The 19,095-nt window shown below is 68.0% G+C and carries 14 protein-coding genes; 9 read left to right on the top strand and 5 right to left on the bottom strand.

The window, feature by feature from the left end; genetic code table 11:
• The first annotated feature begins 403 nt into the window (after positions 1 to 403).
• From ACFXJL_RS12755 to ACFXJL_RS12745, 3 genes are all read left to right on the top strand, one after another.
• On the top strand, positions 404 to 1,018 hold the full coding sequence (locus ACFXJL_RS12755) for a peptide deformylase (protein WP_384691761.1): 615 nt from the start codon (positions 404 to 406) through the stop codon (positions 1,016 to 1,018).
• A 134-nt stretch (positions 1,019 to 1,152) separates the two neighbouring features.
• On the top strand, positions 1,153 to 1,458 hold the full coding sequence (locus ACFXJL_RS12750) for a hypothetical protein (RefSeq protein WP_384691758.1): 306 nt from the start codon (positions 1,153 to 1,155) through the stop codon (positions 1,456 to 1,458).
• A gap of 397 nt (positions 1,459 to 1,855) precedes the next feature.
• On the top strand, positions 1,856 to 2,311 hold the full coding sequence (locus ACFXJL_RS12745) for an NUDIX domain-containing protein (RefSeq protein ID WP_384692123.1): 456 nt from the start codon (positions 1,856 to 1,858) through the stop codon (positions 2,309 to 2,311).
• Positions 2,312 to 2,486: 175 nt separating this feature from the next.
• Here the strand turns inward: ACFXJL_RS12745 and ACFXJL_RS12740 are convergent, their stop codons facing one another.
• The gene (locus ACFXJL_RS12740; protein WP_384691755.1) at positions 2,487 to 3,335 is read right to left on the bottom strand and encodes a nuclease-related domain-containing protein; all 849 of its coding nucleotides are present in this window, start codon (positions 3,333 to 3,335) and stop codon (positions 2,487 to 2,489) included.
• A 221-nt stretch (positions 3,336 to 3,556) separates the two neighbouring features.
• Positions 3,557 to 4,060 carry a DUF4234 domain-containing protein gene (locus tag ACFXJL_RS12735; protein ID WP_384691752.1) on the bottom strand — a complete coding sequence of 168 codons (504 nt, stop codon included), beginning with the start codon at positions 4,058 to 4,060 and terminating at the stop codon, positions 3,557 to 3,559.
• A 476-nt stretch (positions 4,061 to 4,536) separates the two neighbouring features.
• Here ACFXJL_RS12735 and ACFXJL_RS12730 point away from each other — a divergent pair, with 476 nt between their 5' ends.
• Genes ACFXJL_RS12730 through ACFXJL_RS12720 form a run of 3 tightly spaced genes read left to right on the top strand, consistent with a single transcriptional unit; the run spans position 4,537 to position 8,113 of the window.
• Positions 4,537 to 5,061: a PadR family transcriptional regulator gene (locus ACFXJL_RS12730; protein WP_329020361.1), complete on the top strand. Its 525-nt coding sequence runs from the start codon at positions 4,537 to 4,539 to the stop codon at positions 5,059 to 5,061.
• On the top strand, positions 5,058 to 5,759 hold the full coding sequence (locus tag ACFXJL_RS12725) for an ABC transporter ATP-binding protein (RefSeq protein WP_358877194.1): 702 nt from the start codon (positions 5,058 to 5,060) through the stop codon (positions 5,757 to 5,759). Before ACFXJL_RS12730 ends, ACFXJL_RS12725 begins: the two co-directional genes overlap by 4 nt.
• Complete coding sequence (locus tag ACFXJL_RS12720; protein ID WP_384691747.1) at positions 5,756 to 8,113, top strand: FtsX-like permease family protein; 2,358 nt, start codon at positions 5,756 to 5,758, stop codon at positions 8,111 to 8,113. Before ACFXJL_RS12725 ends, ACFXJL_RS12720 begins: the two co-directional genes overlap by 4 nt.
• 215 nt (positions 8,114 to 8,328) lie before the next feature.
• Here ACFXJL_RS12720 and ACFXJL_RS12715 read toward each other — a convergent pair whose 3' ends face one another.
• Both ACFXJL_RS12715 and ACFXJL_RS12710 read right to left on the bottom strand, forming a co-directional pair.
• Positions 8,329 to 10,182, bottom strand: a complete 1,854-nt coding sequence (locus ACFXJL_RS12715; RefSeq protein WP_384691744.1) for an MFS transporter — start codon at positions 10,180 to 10,182, stop codon at positions 8,329 to 8,331.
• A 136-nt stretch (positions 10,183 to 10,318) separates the two neighbouring features.
• Complete coding sequence (locus ACFXJL_RS12710; protein ID WP_384691742.1) at positions 10,319 to 13,504, bottom strand: D-alanyl-D-alanine carboxypeptidase; 3,186 nt, start codon at positions 13,502 to 13,504, stop codon at positions 10,319 to 10,321.
• A 231-nt stretch (positions 13,505 to 13,735) separates the two neighbouring features.
• Here ACFXJL_RS12710 and ACFXJL_RS12705 point away from each other — a divergent pair, with 231 nt between their 5' ends.
• From ACFXJL_RS12705 to ACFXJL_RS12695, 3 genes are all read left to right on the top strand, one after another.
• On the top strand, positions 13,736 to 14,461 hold the full coding sequence (locus ACFXJL_RS12705; protein WP_358877191.1) for a GPP34 family phosphoprotein: 726 nt from the start codon (positions 13,736 to 13,738) through the stop codon (positions 14,459 to 14,461).
• Between the two features lie 418 nt (positions 14,462 to 14,879).
• The gene (locus tag ACFXJL_RS12700) at positions 14,880 to 15,737 is read left to right on the top strand and encodes a helix-turn-helix transcriptional regulator (RefSeq protein WP_329020371.1); all 858 of its coding nucleotides are present in this window, start codon (positions 14,880 to 14,882) and stop codon (positions 15,735 to 15,737) included.
• A gap of 347 nt (positions 15,738 to 16,084) precedes the next feature.
• The gene (locus ACFXJL_RS12695; protein WP_358877190.1) at positions 16,085 to 16,294 is read left to right on the top strand and encodes a DUF397 domain-containing protein; all 210 of its coding nucleotides are present in this window, start codon (positions 16,085 to 16,087) and stop codon (positions 16,292 to 16,294) included.
• 161 nt (positions 16,295 to 16,455) lie between these two features.
• Here the strand turns inward: ACFXJL_RS12695 and ACFXJL_RS12690 are convergent, their stop codons facing one another.
• Positions 16,456 to 19,065 (bottom strand): NACHT domain-containing protein, encoded by a 2,610-nt coding sequence (locus ACFXJL_RS12690; RefSeq protein WP_384691738.1) that lies wholly within the window; start codon positions 19,063 to 19,065, stop codon positions 16,456 to 16,458.
• Between the last annotated feature and the right edge of the window lie 30 nt (positions 19,066 to 19,095).

Genomic DNA, 19,095 nt, shown 5'->3' with positions numbered 1-19,095 from the left:
CAGCGCCAAGCACGACCCCGACGCCTTCAAGGAGATCTGGCTGCTGTTCGACAACGAACACGGCCGCTTCCCGCTCTACCCCGGCGAATCCGTCTGGATCGGGTACGCCTACACCGTGGGCGACGACAAATGAGGTGACTGGTTCCAGCGGGCCGCCCGCCTGCCCACAGAACAGCTCGAAGTCCAGCTCTCCTTCCCCACCGCCCTCGTCCCCGTGGTCTGGGGCACCCAGACCTCCATGCCCGCCGAAGCCCCCCTCCGCACCCCACCCATCCGCCGTGACGACGGCCAACAGCGGGCATGCACGTGGATCACGACCAGACCCGCACTGCACGCTCGGTACCGTCTGGAGAGGCGATTCCCCGGGCTCACCCGAAGATAAAAGGAAGCAGGGAGAGTTCAGTTGACGAACGTTCGGCCCAGCCAGCAGATGCGCGACCTCGGCGTCGTCCAGGAGGGCGCCATCCTCACCACCCCGACCCGCCCCTTCGACCTGCCCACCGAGCAGGGCGAGGCCGAGCACATCGTGCAAGAACTGTTCGCTGCCCTCAACTGCATCAGCCAGGTACACCCCTTCGCCAAGGGCGTGGGCATCGCGGCCCCCCAGATCGGCATCGGCCGCGCCGCTGCCGTCGTCCAGCCACCCGGCGACGTTCCCGCGATCATCCTGCTCAACCCACGCATCACAGCCCGCGCGGAGGCAAGCGACGACCAGTACGAGGGCTGCCTCAGCTTCTTCGACGTCCGCGGCCTCGTTCCACGGCCGCTGGAGATCACCGTCGAGAGCGCCTCCCTAACGGGCGAGCGCGTGGCCACCCTGTACGAACACGGCCTCGCCCGACTCATCCACCACGAGATCGACCACCTCGACGGCCTCCTGTACACCGCCCGCATGCTGCCCGGAACCGAACCGATCCCTGTGAACGAGTACCGGCAGACCGGCCGGACGTGGGTATACGACCATGACCAGCAACCTCGGCGGCTAGGTACCAATCTGGCCGTTCACGACGATTGCTGAACCAGATCGAGGATCTCCGCTGCCGCGCAGGAAGCACGGTGATGCAGTCGACGTGCCTGAAAAGACGTGAATGCACTCACGCAGAAACCTCGCTGGGAGCCTCCCTGTCAGAGGGTAGTCGTAGCCTCAGGTCCATGATCGTCAAGACGGAAGAACACCATGGAGTTCTCAACAGGCACGGCAGCGTCAGTCATTGCTGGTGGCTACCCGACTACAACCTTGGGCCTCACCCGTGGTCCGGCATTGTCTCCTACAGAAACAACCTGTCGGTGAAGGCCACACTCTGGTGGGTTCACCTGGACGATTGGAATGACACAGCCCTGGCGACCATCAGCCCGGGGAGTCATTCAAGTGACACTCACGGCGGTCACTTCGCCTTCGACTATTCCAAGGCGATCTGTACCGGAGACGCCAAACCCTGGAACCACATCGCCCTCTAGACCCAGGCGACCGGGCCCGCGACAACGCCGGAAGCATCCCCCGCCGGCCCCGTCACAGCGGGGCGTGCCAAATGCAGAATTCGCCCCCTGACCGACCCCGAAAGGGGCCGGGGAGGGGGCAGTTCGGCGGAAAGAGGAGTTCTGGCCGATCACCGCTCCGTCGGCACCGGCCACTGCGGACGTTCCAGGGTGTCCAGGCGCGGCTCAGGGGCATCGAGTCTGCCGGATAGAGAACCGGCCCCTGAGCACGTACACCACCACCTGAGCGGAGAATTGGCCATCGACTGGCTGCGGGTACGAGGGGCCGCCCGCACCCGTCTGTAGCGGGCCTGGCCCACGGGCTTCGCCTCATCGCAGACGATTGGAGTCGGTCCCGGTGAAAGAGCACGAGGCGAAGATGGCCAACCCCCGCATGGCAGCCGGCGCTCTTTTCTTCGATGAAGCTGATCGCGTCCTGCTCGTCGAGCCGTCCTACAAGGACTATCGGGATATCCCGGGTGGATACGTCGAACGAGGCGAGTCACCTCTGCAAGCCTGCGCGCGAGAGATCCACGAAGAGCTGGGCATCACGCCCCGCATCGGCCGCCTGCTCGTCGTGGACTGGGCACCGAATCCAGGAGAGGGAGACAAGGTTCTCTACCTCTTCGACGGCGGCCACCTCAATGAAGATCACCGGCAGCGGATCGCACTGCGGGCTGACGAGCTGCGCGGCTACGACTTCCACCGCGCCGAACGGCTACCCGAGCTCACCATCCCCCGCCTCGTACGCCGAATCACCGCCGGCATCCGGGCCCGCGCGGACGGCGTGACCGCCTATCTGGAACATGGCGAGCCGCCACAGGCTGGCTCCTGACCAGAAATACGCTGAAGGGCGGAATCCACCTGAGGAATTGTGCGCTGTCTGACGAGCGTGAGCCCCTTTCGGGCGTGGATCAACCACCTTTTCCCCAAGGTGGTTTCGGATTGAGTGAGTAGGCATTCGACACATGAGCCCGCGCTCACACCAGTGGAGCATTCGTTGCAGTGGGTCATACGGCTTGCCAAGTTCGAGGATTTCTCGCCTCGGCATAGATGGAGGCGATCTCATCCGGTTTGAGGAGTACGCCGTTCTTACGGAAGGACGAGAGCTCGCGGTGCTTGATCGCCCGAACGCCTTGTAGCGATGGGGCCACCTGGAGTTTGGCTGGAGATACGAAGACCAGCAGTGGGCGTACCGCGACCGGGAATCCGCAGGCTCGTGTCAGAGCCATCGATGCTCTGTTGCTCTCAAGCCGGCTCTTCCGTACGTATGGGCGCCCTGGGCCGCCATTCACCTTGACCACGTCGTCGCCCACCCAGACCCGGGCATGGGGAAAGTTCTTGGTGTTCAGACAGAAGACCCCACCGGGCCCGATCAGCAGATGGTCGATGTCCCCGCCATTCGGTAGCGGTATCGAGTGCAGAACAGACCAGCCCCGCCGTTTGAGTCTGGCGAGTTCTGTGCCAACAATCCGTTCCCCCGCAATACCTTTTCGCCATCGGTCCTTCTCGTCCTCCTTGCCCCACAGGCGCATGACGAGCCGGACGAACCAGGGCCGTGATCCCTCCAGATGCCGAAACAGCAGTTCGCCCGGTCGATTCAGGGCGAGGTCATCCTTTGAGTCCGGAGCGGAAGGAGTGTCGATCGCTCCGGCCGGTGACGGAACGGACCGAGGAGCGTCATGACGGAGTAGGTAGGGAGCCAGCACATCCAGTACCTGATCTCGATACGACTCATCGAGCATGGTGAGACGACCGGACTTGCGGTCGAACCAGGCGACGTTCTCACCGCCGACGACACGTACGTAGAGACGATCATGCCCGTACCGTTTCCACGAGTTGACCTCTAAGTTGTCCATGCGCACCCCCTGCGACGACGCATTGCCCCCGTGATGGGATCAGCTTCCGCTCGAAGCAGCAAGAAGGCGTCAGGGCGTATGACCGGGTAGACCAGGGCCTGTTACGAGGGTCTCCACCTCCCGTCAGGCCACACCACCGCGCTCCGTGAACGGCGAGAGCCCCGGCCGACCTCACTTGGATTCAAGGGGTCGGCGGTCGGGGCTCTTGTGCGGGCCGGGTGTCAGGCCGCGAGGGCGACACCGGTGCCCGGGGCGGCGTCCGGGTAGGCGTCGATGACCAGGTTGAGTTGCCGCTGCATGTACAAGGTGTTCAGACCGAGGGCGAAGAACAGGAACGTGCAGGCGGCGGGGCTGCACGTCACCGGGAGGCCGGCCGCGCGCTGGGCGTTCGCGATGGCCTTGCCCGTGTTGTGGTACGAGATCAGCGGAGCGATCAGGGTCCAGCCCAGGAAGATCATGACCAGCAGGCTTCCGGTCGGGTTGAGGCCCAGGCGACGGTCGAACGACTGCAGCTCGCAGTGGATCTTGTAGTACCAGACGATCTGGTAGATGCCCAGCGTGATCAGCGGCAGGCCGATCCACACGGCGACGGGCCCGCGGCGCTTCATGTTCAGGCCGGTCAGCGGGATCGCGGGTGGCATGTGGCCCGCGTGGGGCGCGATGGCGCCATCGGCCGGGTTCGCGACGTTCTGGTTCGGCTCGGTACTGGGCTGGACGTCAACCATGAAGCGGGCTCCGTGTGCTGGTGCTGATGCTGGTCTGAGCCGGAGCAGCCTGTCAGGCAAGTCCATTGAACGCGAAAGCAGTTGCCGGTTTGTAACCGCCTGTCATGTCATCGTGATGTCTGTCCGGCTCTCGATATGTCCGGCCACGGCGGTGGCATCTGCGCCGAAAGTCGGCTGACCTCGACGATTCTCCCGACCGTCAGCGACAGGGACGGGGCGAGGGCCTCCGGAGGCGTACACGCGATGTGCCGCTATCACCGGGTGATGGAGCGGAGGGCCGGGTGCGAGGCCCCGCTCCCACACCTGCGCCCCTACAGGCATGAGGGCCCGCCGGCACCGGGAGCCCGGCCTGCCGGACGGACACGGCGACCGCAGAGGACATCGCCGCCCGGTTCGCCCGGATGTGACTCCACGCTTCTACGAGGCAGGTCAGGCATCTATAAACCGCATGTATACACACCATGTATAGTCGAGCCATGTCCATCGGTCACACTCTGCTCGGACTCCTGGAGTCCGGCCCGCGCCACGGTTACGACCTCAAGCGCGCCTTCGACGAGAAGTTCGGCCATGACCGCCCGGTCCACTACGGACAGATCTACTCGACCATGTCCCGGCTGCTGAAGAACGGCCTGGTCGAGGTCGACGGAGTGGAGTCCGCGAGCGGGCCCGAGCGCAAGCGGTACGCGATCACGAAGGCGGGCATCACCGATGTCGCCCAGTGGCTCGCCCAGCCGGAGAAGCCGGAGCCCTACCTACAGTCGACCCTCTACACCAAGGTCGTCCTCGCCCTGCTCACCGGGCGCAGCGCCGCCGGGCTGCTCGACACCCAGCGGGCCGAACACCTCCGCATGATGCGCATCCTCACCGACCGCAAGCGTCACGGCGACATCGCCGACCAGCTCATCTGCGACCATGCCCTTTTCCATCTCGAAGCCGATCTGCGCTGGCTGGAACTGACAGCCGCCCGACTGGACCGACTCGCGCAGGAGGTCAGCGCATGAGTACCGACCCCGGGACCCTCACCGGTCCGCTTCTCACCGCCGAGGAACTACACAAGACGTTCGGCCCGACCCCTGCCCTCGACGGCGCCTCGTTCGCGATCCGCGCCGGGGAGGTCGTCGCCATCATGGGCCCGTCCGGCTCCGGGAAGTCGACCCTGCTGCACTGCCTCGCGGGCATCGTCCCACCGGACTCCGGCACGATCACCTACGCAGGACGGAATCTCACCGCCCTGTCGGACGCGCACCGCAGCGCGCTGCGCCGCAGTGAGTTTGGCTTCGTCTTCCAGTTCGGCCAGCTCGTGCCCGAGCTCAGTTGCCTGGAGAACGTGGCGCTCCCGCTACGCCTCGCCGGTACGCGCCGCAAGGAGGCGCTCCGTTTGTCACAGGAGTGGCTGGAGCGGCTGGAGGTCTCCGATGTCGGACACAAGCGCCCCGGTGAGGTGTCCGGTGGTCAGGGGCAGCGCGTCGCCGTGGCCCGGGCTCTGGTGAGCACCCCCAAGGTCGTCTTCGCCGATGAACCCACCGGTGCCCTGGACTCGTACAACGGTGAGCGGGTGATGCAGCTGCTGACCGACGCGGCACGGGAGACCCATGCGGCGGTGGTCCTGGTGACGCATGAGGCCAGAGTGGCGGCGTACTCGGACCGGGAGGTCGTGGTCCGCGACGGTCAGGTGCGCGATATGGCGGGCGTCGGATGAACGACCCCACGAGCGGCGCCGGGCTGCGCGGTTGGGTACGGGATCTGACGCTGGGCGTCCGGTTCGCCGTGACCGGAGGCCGGCGCGGCTGGACTCGTACGCTGCTGACCGCCTTCGGTGTCGGTCTCGGAGTCGCCCTCCTGTTGGTCGCATCTGCGATCCCACACGCGCTCCAGAGCCGTGATGACCGTCAGGGCAACCGCACACCCGCCATTCAGGGCAGCGAGCAGCTCTCCGATACCGCGTTCCACTACGCCCAGACCGAGACCGTCTTCCGTGACGACATGATCACCGGAACCCTCTTCCGCGCTGCGGGCAAGGGCACCCCCAGCGCCCCTCCCGGTCTGGCGGCCCTGCCCAAGCCCGGTGAGATGGCCGTCTCGCCTGCCCTCGCCGAACTCCTCGCGTCCCCGGGCGGCCACCTCCTGAAGGAACGTTTGCCCTATCGGGTCACCGCCACCATCGGTGACCGCGGGCTGATCGGCCCCGACGAACTGCGCTACTACGCGGGCAGCGACCAGCTCACCGCGGAGAACGCCAAGGGCACGAGCAACGGCTTCGGGCGGTACGAGGCCGGCGAGCCCTTCGTCGGTGTCATCCTCCTCATCGCCGTGATCGCCTTCGTGGCACTGCTGCTCCCGGTGGGGGTCTTCATCGCCACCGCGGTGCGGTTCGGCGGCGAACAGCGCGACCGAAGGCTCGCGGCCCTGCGCCTCGTGGGCTCGGACCGGGCCATGACCCATCGGATCGCCGCTGGTGAAGCACTGTGCGGAGCACTGATGGGGCTGTTCGTGGGTGCGGGCCTCTTCCTCCTCACCCGGCAGTTCGCCAGTGCCGTGACGGTCTGGGACATCACCGCGTTCCCCTTCGACATCGTCCCCAACCCGGCGCTCGCCGCCCTGATCCTGATCGCCGTGCCGGTGGCCGCGGTGGGTGTCAGCCTCTTCGCCATGCGCGGAGTGTCCGTCGAACCCCTCGGAGTGGTGCGGAACAGCGTCCCGCGCCGGCGCAGGCTCTGGTGGCGGATCCTGCTCCCGGTCCTGGGCATCCTGCTCCTCCTGTCGTCGGCGAGCGCGCTCACCCTGGCGGGCGACGAGTCCTTCCAGATCGCGCTGGGCGCCGCCCTGACGCTGACCGGCATCACCGCGCTACTGCCCTGGCTGGTCGAGGCGGTCGTCTCCCGACTGGACGGCGGCCCGGTGGCCTGGCAGCTGGCGATCCGACGGCTTCAGCTCAGCAGTGGCGCCGCGGCACGGGCCATCAGCGGAATCGTCGTGGCGGCGGCGGGCGCGATCGCGCTCCAGATGCTGTTCAGCTCCGTGCAGGGAGACTTCACCAAGTCCACCGGCGTGGACACCTCCCGTGTACAACTCCAGGTGGAGAACGGCACCAAGGACGGTCGGGAGGCGCGCGAGGCGCTCACGACCCTGCGGGAGACCACCGGAGTCGCCGGGGTGATCGGGCTGACCGAGGGACTCATCGAACGGCAGGCCCCCAAGGGCCCCGGTGAGGACTTCGTGCCCTTCACCCAGCTGACCGTCGCCGACTGCCCCGCGCTGCGCACGCTGGTGAAGCTGTCCTCCTGCAAGGACGGGGACGTCTTCACCGTCCGTCAGCCCAAGGGAATGGAGACGTACTCGTACCGGCCGGAGGCGGGCGCGAAGGTGAATCTGGTCAGGAACGACGGTGGCGAGGGAGCCGGGCCGAAGCCGCGCCCGTGGCAGTTGCCCGCGACGACCCAGGAGGTGAAGTCCCTCGTCAGCCCGGTGGGCACCCACACGGCCGGGGTGCTTGCCACCCCTGCGGCACTCGATGCCGATCTGATGCCCATGCCCCGGATCAACGCGATGATCAAGCTGGCGCCCGATGTGACGAACGCGGCCGAGCTCGTGCGCAACGCGGCGGCGAAGCTCGATCCGCGGGCGAGCGTCGCCACGCTGGAGTCCACGGAGACCGTTCGTCGGTTCGCCGGCCTGCGGACCGGAATCTTCGTGGGAGCCACCGCGACGATGGTGCTGATCGCGGCATCGCTGCTGGTCTCCACACTGGAGCAGCTACGCGAACGCAGGCGGTTGCTGTCGATCCTGGTCGCCTTCGGAACCCGGCGCTCCACCCTGAGCTGGTCGGTGCTCTGGCAGACGGCCGTACCCATCGCACTGGGGTTGGCGCTCGCCGTGGTGGGCGGGACGGTGCTCGGACTGACGCTGCTGTTCATGGTGGGCAGCCCGGTCGCCGACTGGTGGGTGTCCGTGCCGATCGTCGGAGTGGGCGCGGCGTTGATCGCGCTGGTCACGCTACTGAGCATGCCGCCGCTGTGGCGGTTGATGCGCCCGGACGGGTTGCGCACCGAGTAGCGGCTCCCCCAACGGAATTCGGGAAGACGCAACGGACAGAGCGCGACGTACCAAGCGCTGCGTGGAGAGCCCGTGCGTAGTGAGCACAGCGTCAAGAGACGAGCGGTCCGCCCCATAGGCACGGGGCGGACCGCTCGACGCGTTCGGCAGGGCGACGCGTTCGGCAGGGCAATGCGTTCGGCAGGGCTCGGATCAGGCCCGTCGCCCGAAGGAGGTCACTCCTGCATCTCCTTGGGGCAGGGAGTGCCCCGGGGGAGGTCATAGGGGGCGGCCAGCCGGTACACCCCGGGCCGGGGTGCCAGCAGTTCCGTCCACTCGTCGCCCTCGGCGTCCTCTTCGACCTTGATCAGACAGCCGTTCGGATTGGTGAACGACTTCGGCTCACCCTCGGCGCGCTCCTTGGACTCCTCGGACTCCTGCGGGCCCTCGACCTTCTCCCGCTGGTCATCGACGATGCTCAGCCAGGGGGAGTACGGCACCCGGATCAGCACCCGTCCCGCCTTGGTCACCCGAAGTCTTATCTCCTCCTCGCCCGCGTGCTGGACGACGGCGGGCGCGTCGGCGAGGGGCGTGGGCTCCTTGACGGCGAACAGCTGCCAGTTCGCATCGCTCCAGACCGGCTTCAGATAGGGCTGGCCCTCCCTTACCAACTCGGTCTCCTGCTCGGCCCCGGTGTCGGGGGTGCCGGTGGGCAGGACGACGTAGTGCACGGCCCAGCGGTCCAGCCAGGCGCGGTAGTCGGCGGAGGTGAGGGTGCGCTCCTTGTCGTAGAAGATCGGGTTGCGCTTCATGTCGGCCTGCCGGTTCCAGCCGCGGGCCAGATTGACGTAGGGCGCGAGCGCCGATGCCTCCCGGTGGCTCTTGGCGGGAACGACCTCGACCCTGCCGCGTTCGGCCTTGACGTCCTGGAGCTTGTTGACGAGCGGTGCCAGCTCTCGCGTCCAGGCCGCGGTCGGTGCGGTGCGGACCATGTCGTCCACGCCCTTGAAGCCGACCCAGAAGTTCATCCCGACGAAGGCGAGGAGCAGCGCGTACCACTTCCGGGAACGCGGGAGCGTGTACGGAAGGACCGCCAGCAGTGCCACCCCGGCGAAGAGCATCGGCAGCCGGGAGACGTTCGAACCGATCTGGGAGTCGATCGCCCAGGTCAGCAGGGTTCCGAGCGCATAGACGGCGGCGGCGGTACGAACCGTGCGCCACTGCTTCGGGACGAAGAAGAAGACCAGCACGCCGTAGAGGAACGGCAGCGAGGTCGAGGCCAGGGACATCGGCTGGGTACCGGAGAACGGGAACAGCCAGGAGGAGAGCGCCACGACCGCCGCGGGCGGCAGGCCGATGGCGTACGCGCCCGGCCGCCGTCCGTTGAGGAACAGTGCGGCTGCGATGACGCCGAGGAAGAGACCGGCGACCGGGCTCGCGGTCGTCGCGAGTGCGGCCAGCGGGGCGGCGACGGCTGCCTTCGCCCAGCGCTTGGTGCGCCAGCGGTGCGGCCAGCAGAACACGGCCGCGACCGAGCCCAGCGCCACCATCATGCCGAGTCCGAAGGTCACCCGACCGGAGAGCGCGTTGCAGAAGAAGGCGAAGACCCCGGCCATCGAGCAGGCCAGCGGATTGCGCACCGCGGGCACCCGGACCAGGATCAGCGCGGTCAGCGCCGCCGAGACGGTACCGGCGACCATCATGGTCGACCGCACGCCGATCAGGGACATCAGATACGGGGAGACCACGCTGTAGGAGACGGGGTGCATCCCGCCGTACCAGGCGAGGTTGTACGCGGAGTCCGGATGTCGACCGACGAACTCGGCCCATGCGTCCTGAGCGGCCAGATCACCGCCGCTGTTGGCGAAGAGGAAGAACCAGAGCAGATGCACGACCGCCGCGACGGCCGTGGTCACGAGTACGGGACGGCGAGTCAGCTGATCACGGAGGTCGGCGAGTGCGCTTCGGTCCCCCGGCGCGCCGGGTCCGGTCGCCGGACCGGTGTCGATGGTGGTGGGCGAGGGCTGGCGTATTCGCGGCCCCGTACGGATGCTGCGGCCGTCCGTCTGGACCGGCTCAGCAGTAGTCACTGCGGCTCTCCCCGTCTCCCCGTCCGTGTGTGGTCGTGGCTCGCCCACGAAGACGCTGTCCCGGCGCCTTTGAGTTGACCGGACGCTAACACGAGGGCGTCCCGGTTTCCCGGGACGCCCTGCTGGCCCGGGAGGCTCAGCCCAGCCTGGTCAGCTTGGCTCCGAAGCCGGGCTCTGCGAGGTCCTGCTGGAGCTCGATCGGCGCGGTGACCTTCCCCGGCCCTGTGCCAACCGAGATCTGGCCAACGACCTGGCCGGACTTCGCCGTACCAGGGAGCTTCTTGCCGCCGTCGTTGATCTCGATGGAGACACGGTGGCCCGCCCAGCCGATCGCCTTCAGGTCCTTGGCGGCGACGACCGCCGTCCGACCGCCGAGACCGTCGTCGACATAGCCGACGACCTGTCCCTTCTTGACCGCGACAGCAGAGGTGACGGCCTGCTGGGTGGCGGCGATGACATTGATGCTGTGGTCGATGGCGAGGTCGACCTTGTCCCTCAGGAGCTTGGCGTCCTGCACCCCGAGTGTGACACCGACGATCTGGTGCAGTTCGCCGTCCACCTCGGCGTTGGCGGCCCAGAGCAGATTGCCGCCGGCCGGGGTGGACGAGCCGGTCTTGATCCCGCCGACACCGTCCTTCAGCAGGGCGCGGTCATTGCCGTTCTGCAGTCGGATCCCGAGGCCGGGGATCTCCTTACTCGGGGTGTTGACGATCTCGCGGAAGATGTCGTTCTTCATCACGGCCTGGGCCAGCTTCAACTGGTCCTGGGGCGTGGAGATGGTGGTCGCCACCAGACCGCTGGGGTCGGTGTAGAGGGTGTCGGCCATGCCGAGTTCCTTGGCCGCGTCGTTCATCTTCTTGACGAACGCCTGCTCCGTGCCCGCGTCCCAGCGGGCGAGGCGCCGGGCGATGTTGTTCGCGGAGTGGATCATCACCATCTCCAGCATCTCGCGCTGGTTGAACTTCTGCCCCTTGGACACCGGGACCCTGGACTCGTCCGTGTTCTTGCTCTCGTCCTCGGTCTGCTGGTCCACGGCGATCTCGGGGCCCACCTGATCGCCGGTGATGGGGTGGTCCTTGAGGATCACGTACGCGGTCATCGTCTTGGCGACGCTCGCGATCGGCGCCGGCCGCTGTGCTCCGTAGGTGCCCACCATGCCCACGCCGTCGACCGCCACGGCCCCCTGGCCCTCACCGGGGAACGGCAGGCTCAATGGACCGCCCTGGAAGGTGTAGGTGGGGTCGGTGGAGAGCTTGAGCGACGGCTCGGGAAGCGGGCGCAGAACCTGCACGATCGCAAAGACGATCAAGAGGACCGCCAGCAGCGGGGTCCAGATCTTGACCCTGCGGAACAGTGTGCGCACCGCAGTGTTGGGCGGTGGCGGGGTGTTCGTCAGCTCGGCGAGCAAATCCAGCGGAGGCAAAGGCGGTACGGGCTGCTGCGTGGTCCGCTCGGGCTCGCTCAGCGCGGCGGGCGCGCCGGCCGAAGCGGCGGCCGGGCTCTGCTTCCCATCTGCTGGAGCGGTGGTGCCGCTCTTGTTGGCGACGGGGGTGCGCGGCCCGTCGTCGCTCCGCAGCGGGACGAACGTACTGGGCCGTGGTGCGGGGGAATCCTTGGTGGCGGGATTGGACTCGGAGCGAGGTGCCGGCGGGGCCTTGAGCACGGCGGTGCTGTCACCGGACGGGGTGGGCTTGCGCAGTGCCTTGAAGACGGCGGTGGGCTGATCGACGACGGGACCTGCGCCCGTGGAAGGGCCGGAGGTCGAAGGCGCGGGCTTGGGCGAGGCTTCGGTGGGGCCCTTCGCCGCTCGCTCTCCCGAACCGCGCTCAGGGCTGTCCGGGGTTTCGCCGGTGGCTGGGGTTTCGTCCGGTGCCTTGTCCTGCGGCTTGTCCGGTGCCTTCGGCGCCTTCCCAGGGGTCTTGGCCTGCGCATCGGGGGTCTTGGCCTGTGCATCGGGGGCCTTCGCGGGGGCATCGCCAGGGGCGGCCTTCGCGGGCTCCGACGCTGTGGGCTTGCCCGGGGAAGGCTCGCCCGTGGCCGGGGAGGACGCCGACGTGGCGCGGGAAGCCCAGGAGGGAGTGCCAGGGGTTCGACCGGCAGCCGCGGGCGGGCTGGTCTTGGACTCGGTGTCGGTGTCGGTGTCGGACTCCGCCCGGGCATCAGGCTTGGACTCAGGCCGGGTTCGGGGCTGCGGCTCGGGGCGCGCGGTCCCGGTGGACCGGACCGCACCTGTCGAACTGTCCGCCGTCGAACTGTCCGCCCCCGAACCGCCCGTCCTCGAACCGTCCGCTGTCGCGTCGCGAGACTGTGTGTCGCGGGACTGCGCGTCCCGGGGCTTCGGCGCACCGGCGGCAGCCCCGGCGCTCTCGGCAGCGGTCACCCCGCCGCCCTGGGTGCGGTCCGAGGCAGCGCCGCTGCCCGCCTCCCCGTCGCCGGCTGCTCCCGCGCCTTCCCGATCGCCCTCCGTGGAACTCCCGGCCGAACTCCCTGCCGATCCACCGGCCGGCTTCCCGGTCGACGGACGGCCCCGGGGCGCGGTGGGGGCGAGCCGGTCGACGGCCTCGCCCTCTGCCGTGGTCGCCGAACGGTCCGTCGAAGCGTCCGCCGACGGCGCGGACGGCTTCCCCGTGCTCCCTGAAGCGCCCCGGGGCGCCGTCACCGGCCCGTCCGGCCGGGAAGTGCCGTTCACGGGCTGCTGGGCGCCAGATGACGCCTCCGTGCGCTCCGCCGGGCCCTTGCCCGCCTCTGCGGACTTACCGCGCCGTGAGTCTGCGTCGTCCGCGGCACCGATTTCGTCCGCGGCGCTGCTCGCCGTCTTCCCCGCCGTGGTACCTATCTCGGCGCTGTCACGGTGCACCTCGGGCAGTACGGAGGTCCGCTCGACGGTGGACTCCTCGCGCGACTGCGGCAGCATCGCGGTCTTCTCTGCGCCCCCGCCCTGCACCGCGCTGTCGGTGTCGGTGTCGGTGTCGGTGTCGCCGTCGCTGTCGCTGTCTACCGCGGAGGAGACATCCTCGGATTCGGCGGCCGGCTCCTCGTCCGCCGACGCCACCCAGGCCGCCACCGCCGACCGCAGTTCGGTGTCGTTCTGCACGGAGCCGGTCTCGGTGCCCGGCTGACGCACCCCGGAATCCTTCCGGGGATTCCTCTCGGCGGTGCCGGACGGCTTCGGCTCGTCGGGGAGCCTGAAGACCGCGGTCGGTTGATCCACTTCCGACGTTGAGGCCCGGCCGAGCATGGCGAGACGCGGATCGCGTTCCCCCTCGGTCGTCTCCCCCGACGACTTCCGCTGCTCCGACCTGTCGGGGGACTCGCCCGCCACCGTGCCTCCTCCATGAGTCGTGCGCCGCTGCCATACGTACGCACTACGGGTTGCCGCATCCGGCAAGCCCGTGTTGTCCGAACCATCTATCAGTGTCCTGTGTGAGAGCACGGCCCCTGGGCATAGACGAGAACGACATACCTAACGGTTCCCATACAAAGCACCCAGGCGCTCTCGACAGACCAATGTGAGAGGGGTCACCCTGTCATTCATCCACGCGGGGAGGCATGGATGGGCAGGAGCCGCAGAACAATTCCGGAGGAGCTTTTGCTGCTCGCTTTGGACCCGACGACGGGAACCACAGCGCAGCCGCAGTCGCTCGACCTTGGTCTGGCCGGAGCACAGCTAGTGGAGCTGGCTCTGGCAGGACGGATAGCCCCAGACGGGGATCGTATCGCCGTGGTGATGCCACGGCCGACCGGAGATCCAACACTGGACTCCGCGCTGGAACTGCTGCGCCGACGTGGCAGTCCGGTTCGCGCGGTCCACTGGATCGGCGGGCCCCGACTGGGGTTGCGCCAGATCTACCTGGCACACCTGGAGCGGTGCGGCATGGTTCATGCCGTCGCGGGCCAGATGTGCGGGGTGCTGCCGACGACTCGCTACCAAGCGACGGACACGGCGATCAGCAGGGACATCCGAGCCCGGCTGGACAGTGCGATCCGCACCGGTGTTCCACCGGACCCGCGGACCGCGGCGCTCGCCGCGCTGGCCCATGCGGTCGGACTCGGCAAGCACCTCTACCCAGGAAATGAGGGGCGTTCCTCGCGATCCCGACTGCGGGATCTCATCAGGCATGACCCCATGGGCGGACTCGTGGCGCACGCCGTGATGGACGTCCAGAACGGTGCGGCTGCGCAGCCGCGTCGCAATCCTTCTGCACCGGGCAGCAGCCGTCAGGCGGCCGTTTCGATGCAGCCGCGCCGCGGGGGCATGGCCCGCGTCGCCGCGCACTGAGCACCACACGCACCAGGCGCCGCACCGGGCACAGAGATAGGCACGGAGCGGCGCAGGGTGCACTGAGTCACCGCGATCGACCGAACCACCGCACCAGGCAACGCTGTCACGCTCTGGAGCACCGCACCGCGCGAACGGAGGCCATCACCGCCGCCGTAGCGATGTGTTCCTGATCCGGTTCGGGAGTCGCACCCCGACGCGCGGGGCAGCCAGCACTGCTCCGCGCGTCCATCGCGCCGCCAGCCGGACGACCGGGCCCCACCGGCGTCCGGGGTCCGGTGCGACAGAGCCGCGAGTGCATCCGGAACACGCCACTCCTAGGGCGCCTCGTGTGGCAATTCCCCAGCGCGGGCCCTTCACATGGTGGCAGTCTGCTGAGCAGTAGATACGCTCAGCTACAGCCGGAGGTGCAGTTTCTGTGGCGTCCAGTGTCAATCCCACCGTCAGGCGACGTCGTTTGGGTCTGGAGCTGCGCAGGCTCCGGGAACTGCGCGGCATGACCGCCGAAGAGGTGGCCGAACGCCTGTTGGTCTCCCAATCGAAGATCAGCAGGTTGGAGAACGGCCGCCGTTCCATCAGCCAGCGCGACGTGCGCGACCTGTGCAATGTGTACGAGGTCGACGACCATCGCATCGTCGACTCCCTGATGCAGATGGCCAAGGACTCCCGCCAGCAGGGCTGGTGGCACGCCTTCGGTGACATCCCGTACAGCGTCTACATCGGTCTGGAGACCGACGCCGCGAGCCTTCGGGTGTACGAACCGCAGGTCGTGCCTGGGCTGCTCCAGACCAAGCCGTACGCGGAAGCGCTGATCGCGGGTGCCCTGCCGGAAAGCGCGGTGTCGGACATCGACAAGCGGGTGAGCGTACGGGTGCGCCGCCAGGAGCGGATCAAGGACTCGGAGTTGCCGCTGCGGATGTGGGCGGTGATCGACGAAGCAGCGCTGCGCAGGGCCGTGGGCGGACGGGCCCTGATGCGGGAACAGTTGGAGTACCTGATGGAGATGTCCCAACTGCCGCACGTCACCATCCAGGTGCTCCCGTTCGACATGGGCGCGCATCCCGGCATCAACGGCCAGTACGCGATTCTGGAATTCCCCGACGCCACCGATTCGAGCGTCGTCTATATCGAGGGCGTCACGAGCGATCTCTATCTGGAGAAAGCGAACGACGTGCACAAGTACAGCGTGATGTACGAACATCTGCGGGCCCAGGCGCTGAATGTGGAGCAGACGACCGCGTTCATCGAGAGCATCGCCAAGGAGTACGCCCGCTAAAGGCTGTCCCGTAGCGCCTGGTGGATCAGCGCGCGGCGTCAGATGGTGGGGGCGCCGCCCAGGCCGCCAGGCCCAGGGGAGGGCCGTAGCTGTCGTCGTGCACCCGCCGAGTATTGCGGGACAGCCCTTGAGCCGAGGCGGGCTGGGGCACCGCGAGGAAGATCAATTCACCTGCGCCAAAGAAAAGGGTGGAACGATACACCCCCGGCTGGCAATTGCGTAAGGGTCGAGTAGCACATGCCATCCGACCGAGTGAATGCCTGCCTCGCAGGTCCGTCGCGACGAGTAGCGTCGATCACACCAGCGCCACGCTGGCACATCGCACCACTTGCCGAAGCGGAGTAAACATGGCAATCATTCAGGGAGCCACGGAGTCATGGACGAAGTCCACGTACTCCGGGGGGAACGGGGCTTGCGTGGAGGTCAAGTCCCCGATCATGCAGGCTATTTCCGTACGAGACTCCAAGGTCCCCGCGGGCCCCACGATCACCTTCGTGCCCGGATCGTGGAACGCCTTCGTCAGCGAAGTCGGCCAGGGAGCGTTCCATCTCGGCTGATTCCCTGCCGAGCAGTGAAGGACGTTCTTCGCACACGCAGCATTCCCCAGGCGCGTGTGTGGATGTACCACCTGACAGAGCCCTCTCGACTGGTCCGCCGTCCCGGCCGAGGGGGCTCGGCCGTGTCCTGAGTCGGCGTACGCCTCATCTCAGCGCGCCCCTTAGATCGCGCCACCGGATGGGACGTGGACAACGCTGAGGCCCGAGCCGGTCGTGGGAACGCCACGGGCGTGATCGGGCACGGTCAGTTTGCGCAGCCGGGGAAACGCCTCCAACCATCCATCGCCCAGCACCGCCGAGTAGCCGTCCTTGAGCCAGAGATGGGTAAGGAGGTCTGGATCCAGATGGGCGAGGAGATCGGCGGAGCGGAAGATCCCCACCAGTTGGACGCGGGAGCGCCCGCCGAGGTCTCGTAGGGCCCGCAGATGGTCCACGTGGTGAGCGGTGAAGTAGAGGCCCGTCTCATCGAGGTGGGCGATGACCGACTCCGCGTACCTCTGGGTGTCGAACCGCGACCAGGACCAGGCCAACTGACGTCGTACGGGCAGGGCCGGGTGGCGGCTGAAGCGGGCCAGTAGGGGCAGGGCTGCATCGGTGCCGATCCGGATCGCCGTGATGATCACGCGCTCGGCCTGTTCGGCCGTCAGCTCCTCGGGCCCCGGCAGCAGTCCTAGCACGATGGGACCGCCGAACTCCCCGAGATTGCGCGCCCGTCTATGGCTGTTTGGAGGCACGAACCGGCCGACGAGGTCGACCACGCGTTGCCGGACGCCCGGAGCCACCTCGGTGGCGTGATCCAGGCAGGTCGCGGCCAGCAGCACCCGGCGCAACTCCTCCCCCGCGAGACTGCCCGCATGGGGGGTGTCGTAGAGGTCCCTGCCCAGGGAGGTCCCCTTGATGTCGGCGATGAGGCCGTTGAGCACGCGTTCCCGTTCGGCGGGGCGGCCCAGGGCCACCGACATCCGTACGACGTCCTCCCACTGGTCCTTGTGCGCGTTGTCCAGCAGCAGCGGGAAATCACCCTCCTCGACGACGGACTTGGCGCCCAGATAGTCCTGGAAGGTGCGGTGGACGAAGTCGATGCGGCCCGCGACCGGTTCCCGCAGCAGACCGGAGCGCTCCAGCAGATGCCGTAGGACCTCCTCCGGACGTGCCTGGACATGGGCCATGTTGACCAGTGAGCGCTCCACCTGGCGCAGCGCGTCGTCCTGCTCCATCTCCACCCGGTCATTGCGGATCAGCCAGTGGGCGAGCTTCTGGAGAAGAAGGATCTGGGTCTCGGACGACAGTCGCAGACCACCGTCCGACCGCACCCCGCGCTCGATGTCGCGCCGCTCCAGCAGCATCCTCAGCGCCGCGTCGTACAGGTCCTTGCGGCCGTGCGGCAGGAAGCCACGGCGTTCGCGGTGCAGGGCGCAGAGCAGTCCGCACATCAGCGGGTTCACCGACAGGCGCCCGAGGTCTCCACCGGCCCGGACGGCGTCGAGCAGCGCCTCGCCGAGTTCGGGTTCCGTTCCCGCCGCCGCGTGCCAGCGGCGGATGAAGTGGACGACGTCCGGGCGGGACATCGAGGACAGGGACAGTGGGGTGAAGCCCTCGCGTCCCAGCCAGTCGTCGTCGACCGCGGAGGGACGGGCGGTCACCAGCCAGAGGTTGCCCGGGAAGTCCGCCATCAGCTCGCGCAGCCAGCGGCGCGTCTGCTCGCGCTCTCGCCGGGGGATCTCATCGATGCCGTCGAGGAGGAGGAACGCCCGGCCGGCGCGCAGCACTCGATCCGCCCAACCCGTCGGCTGGGAGCCTGCGACGGAGCTGCGCACCGAGGACAGGAACTCATCCGGTGTGGGTGGGCTGCCGTCGCTGATGACCCGGCGCAGCGGGAGGACGAACGGGATGCGGCCGATGAGTTGGCCGAGGTGCTCGGTGAAATCGGGCCCGTTCGGACCGTCGGCTCTCCACCGGGCGGTGGTGACGGCCAGCCACTGCACGAGCGTGGTCTTGCCCGATCCGGCGCCACCGAGCAGCAGGACCTTGCTCCGGCCGGAGAAGACCTGTTCGGCGGGGATCGATGCGTCCGAGTCCTCGGCGAGCTCCAGGGAGACGTAGGAGGCGTCGAGTTGCCATTCGCGCTCGTGGTGGAGGTCGAGTCCATGGATGGTCAGCTCGCCGTGCTTGTGGACGAGGTGCCTCAGATAGCGCTCTTCGAAACGGGCGTCCTCGGCCGGTCGACCGGGGAGCCGGTCGATGAGGAGGTCGGTGGCCGCGATCAATGACTCGATGGAACGGGACTGTTCGACGAGGGTGCGGGCGACGAAGGTGGAGCGCTGGGTGAAGAAGTTCAGGATGTGCAGACAGGCCGTGTGGAGGAGTGCGTCATAGTAGCCCTCGGCGGCGCTGGAGAGTTGGGTGGGGCGGGCGAGCCGAGCGGCGAATCCATCGGCGCCCAGACGTACGGCCTGGACGTCGTCCATGTCGAGATCGCCGAGGCTGTGCAGGGCGAGGGTGAGCGCGTCGGCCAGTTCCCGGCGCACCTCGGATGTCGGAGCCTCGTTCGGACCGAGGGTGCCGGCCGATCGCTCCACCAACTCGGCACAGAGCTTGGCCAACTCGGCATCGCCCAGGGTGCGCTTCTCCCCCTTGAACGAGACCAACCCCGCTATCCGTACCGGGCGGTCCACCAGACCGGCACCTGGAGTGCCCTGGACGAAGAGCTTCGCGACCAAGGGGCCCACGGCGCCGGAGACGAGGCGCACGGCGATGGGGGAGAAGTCCATGACCGGGATGCTAAGGCCATTCCGGCGGGC

The sequence above is a fragment of the Streptomyces sp. NPDC059256 genome, assembly GCF_042753785.1.
Classification (GTDB): domain Bacteria; phylum Actinomycetota; class Actinomycetes; order Streptomycetales; family Streptomycetaceae; genus Streptomyces.
This window is presented reverse-complemented; position numbering and strand designations above follow the sequence as displayed.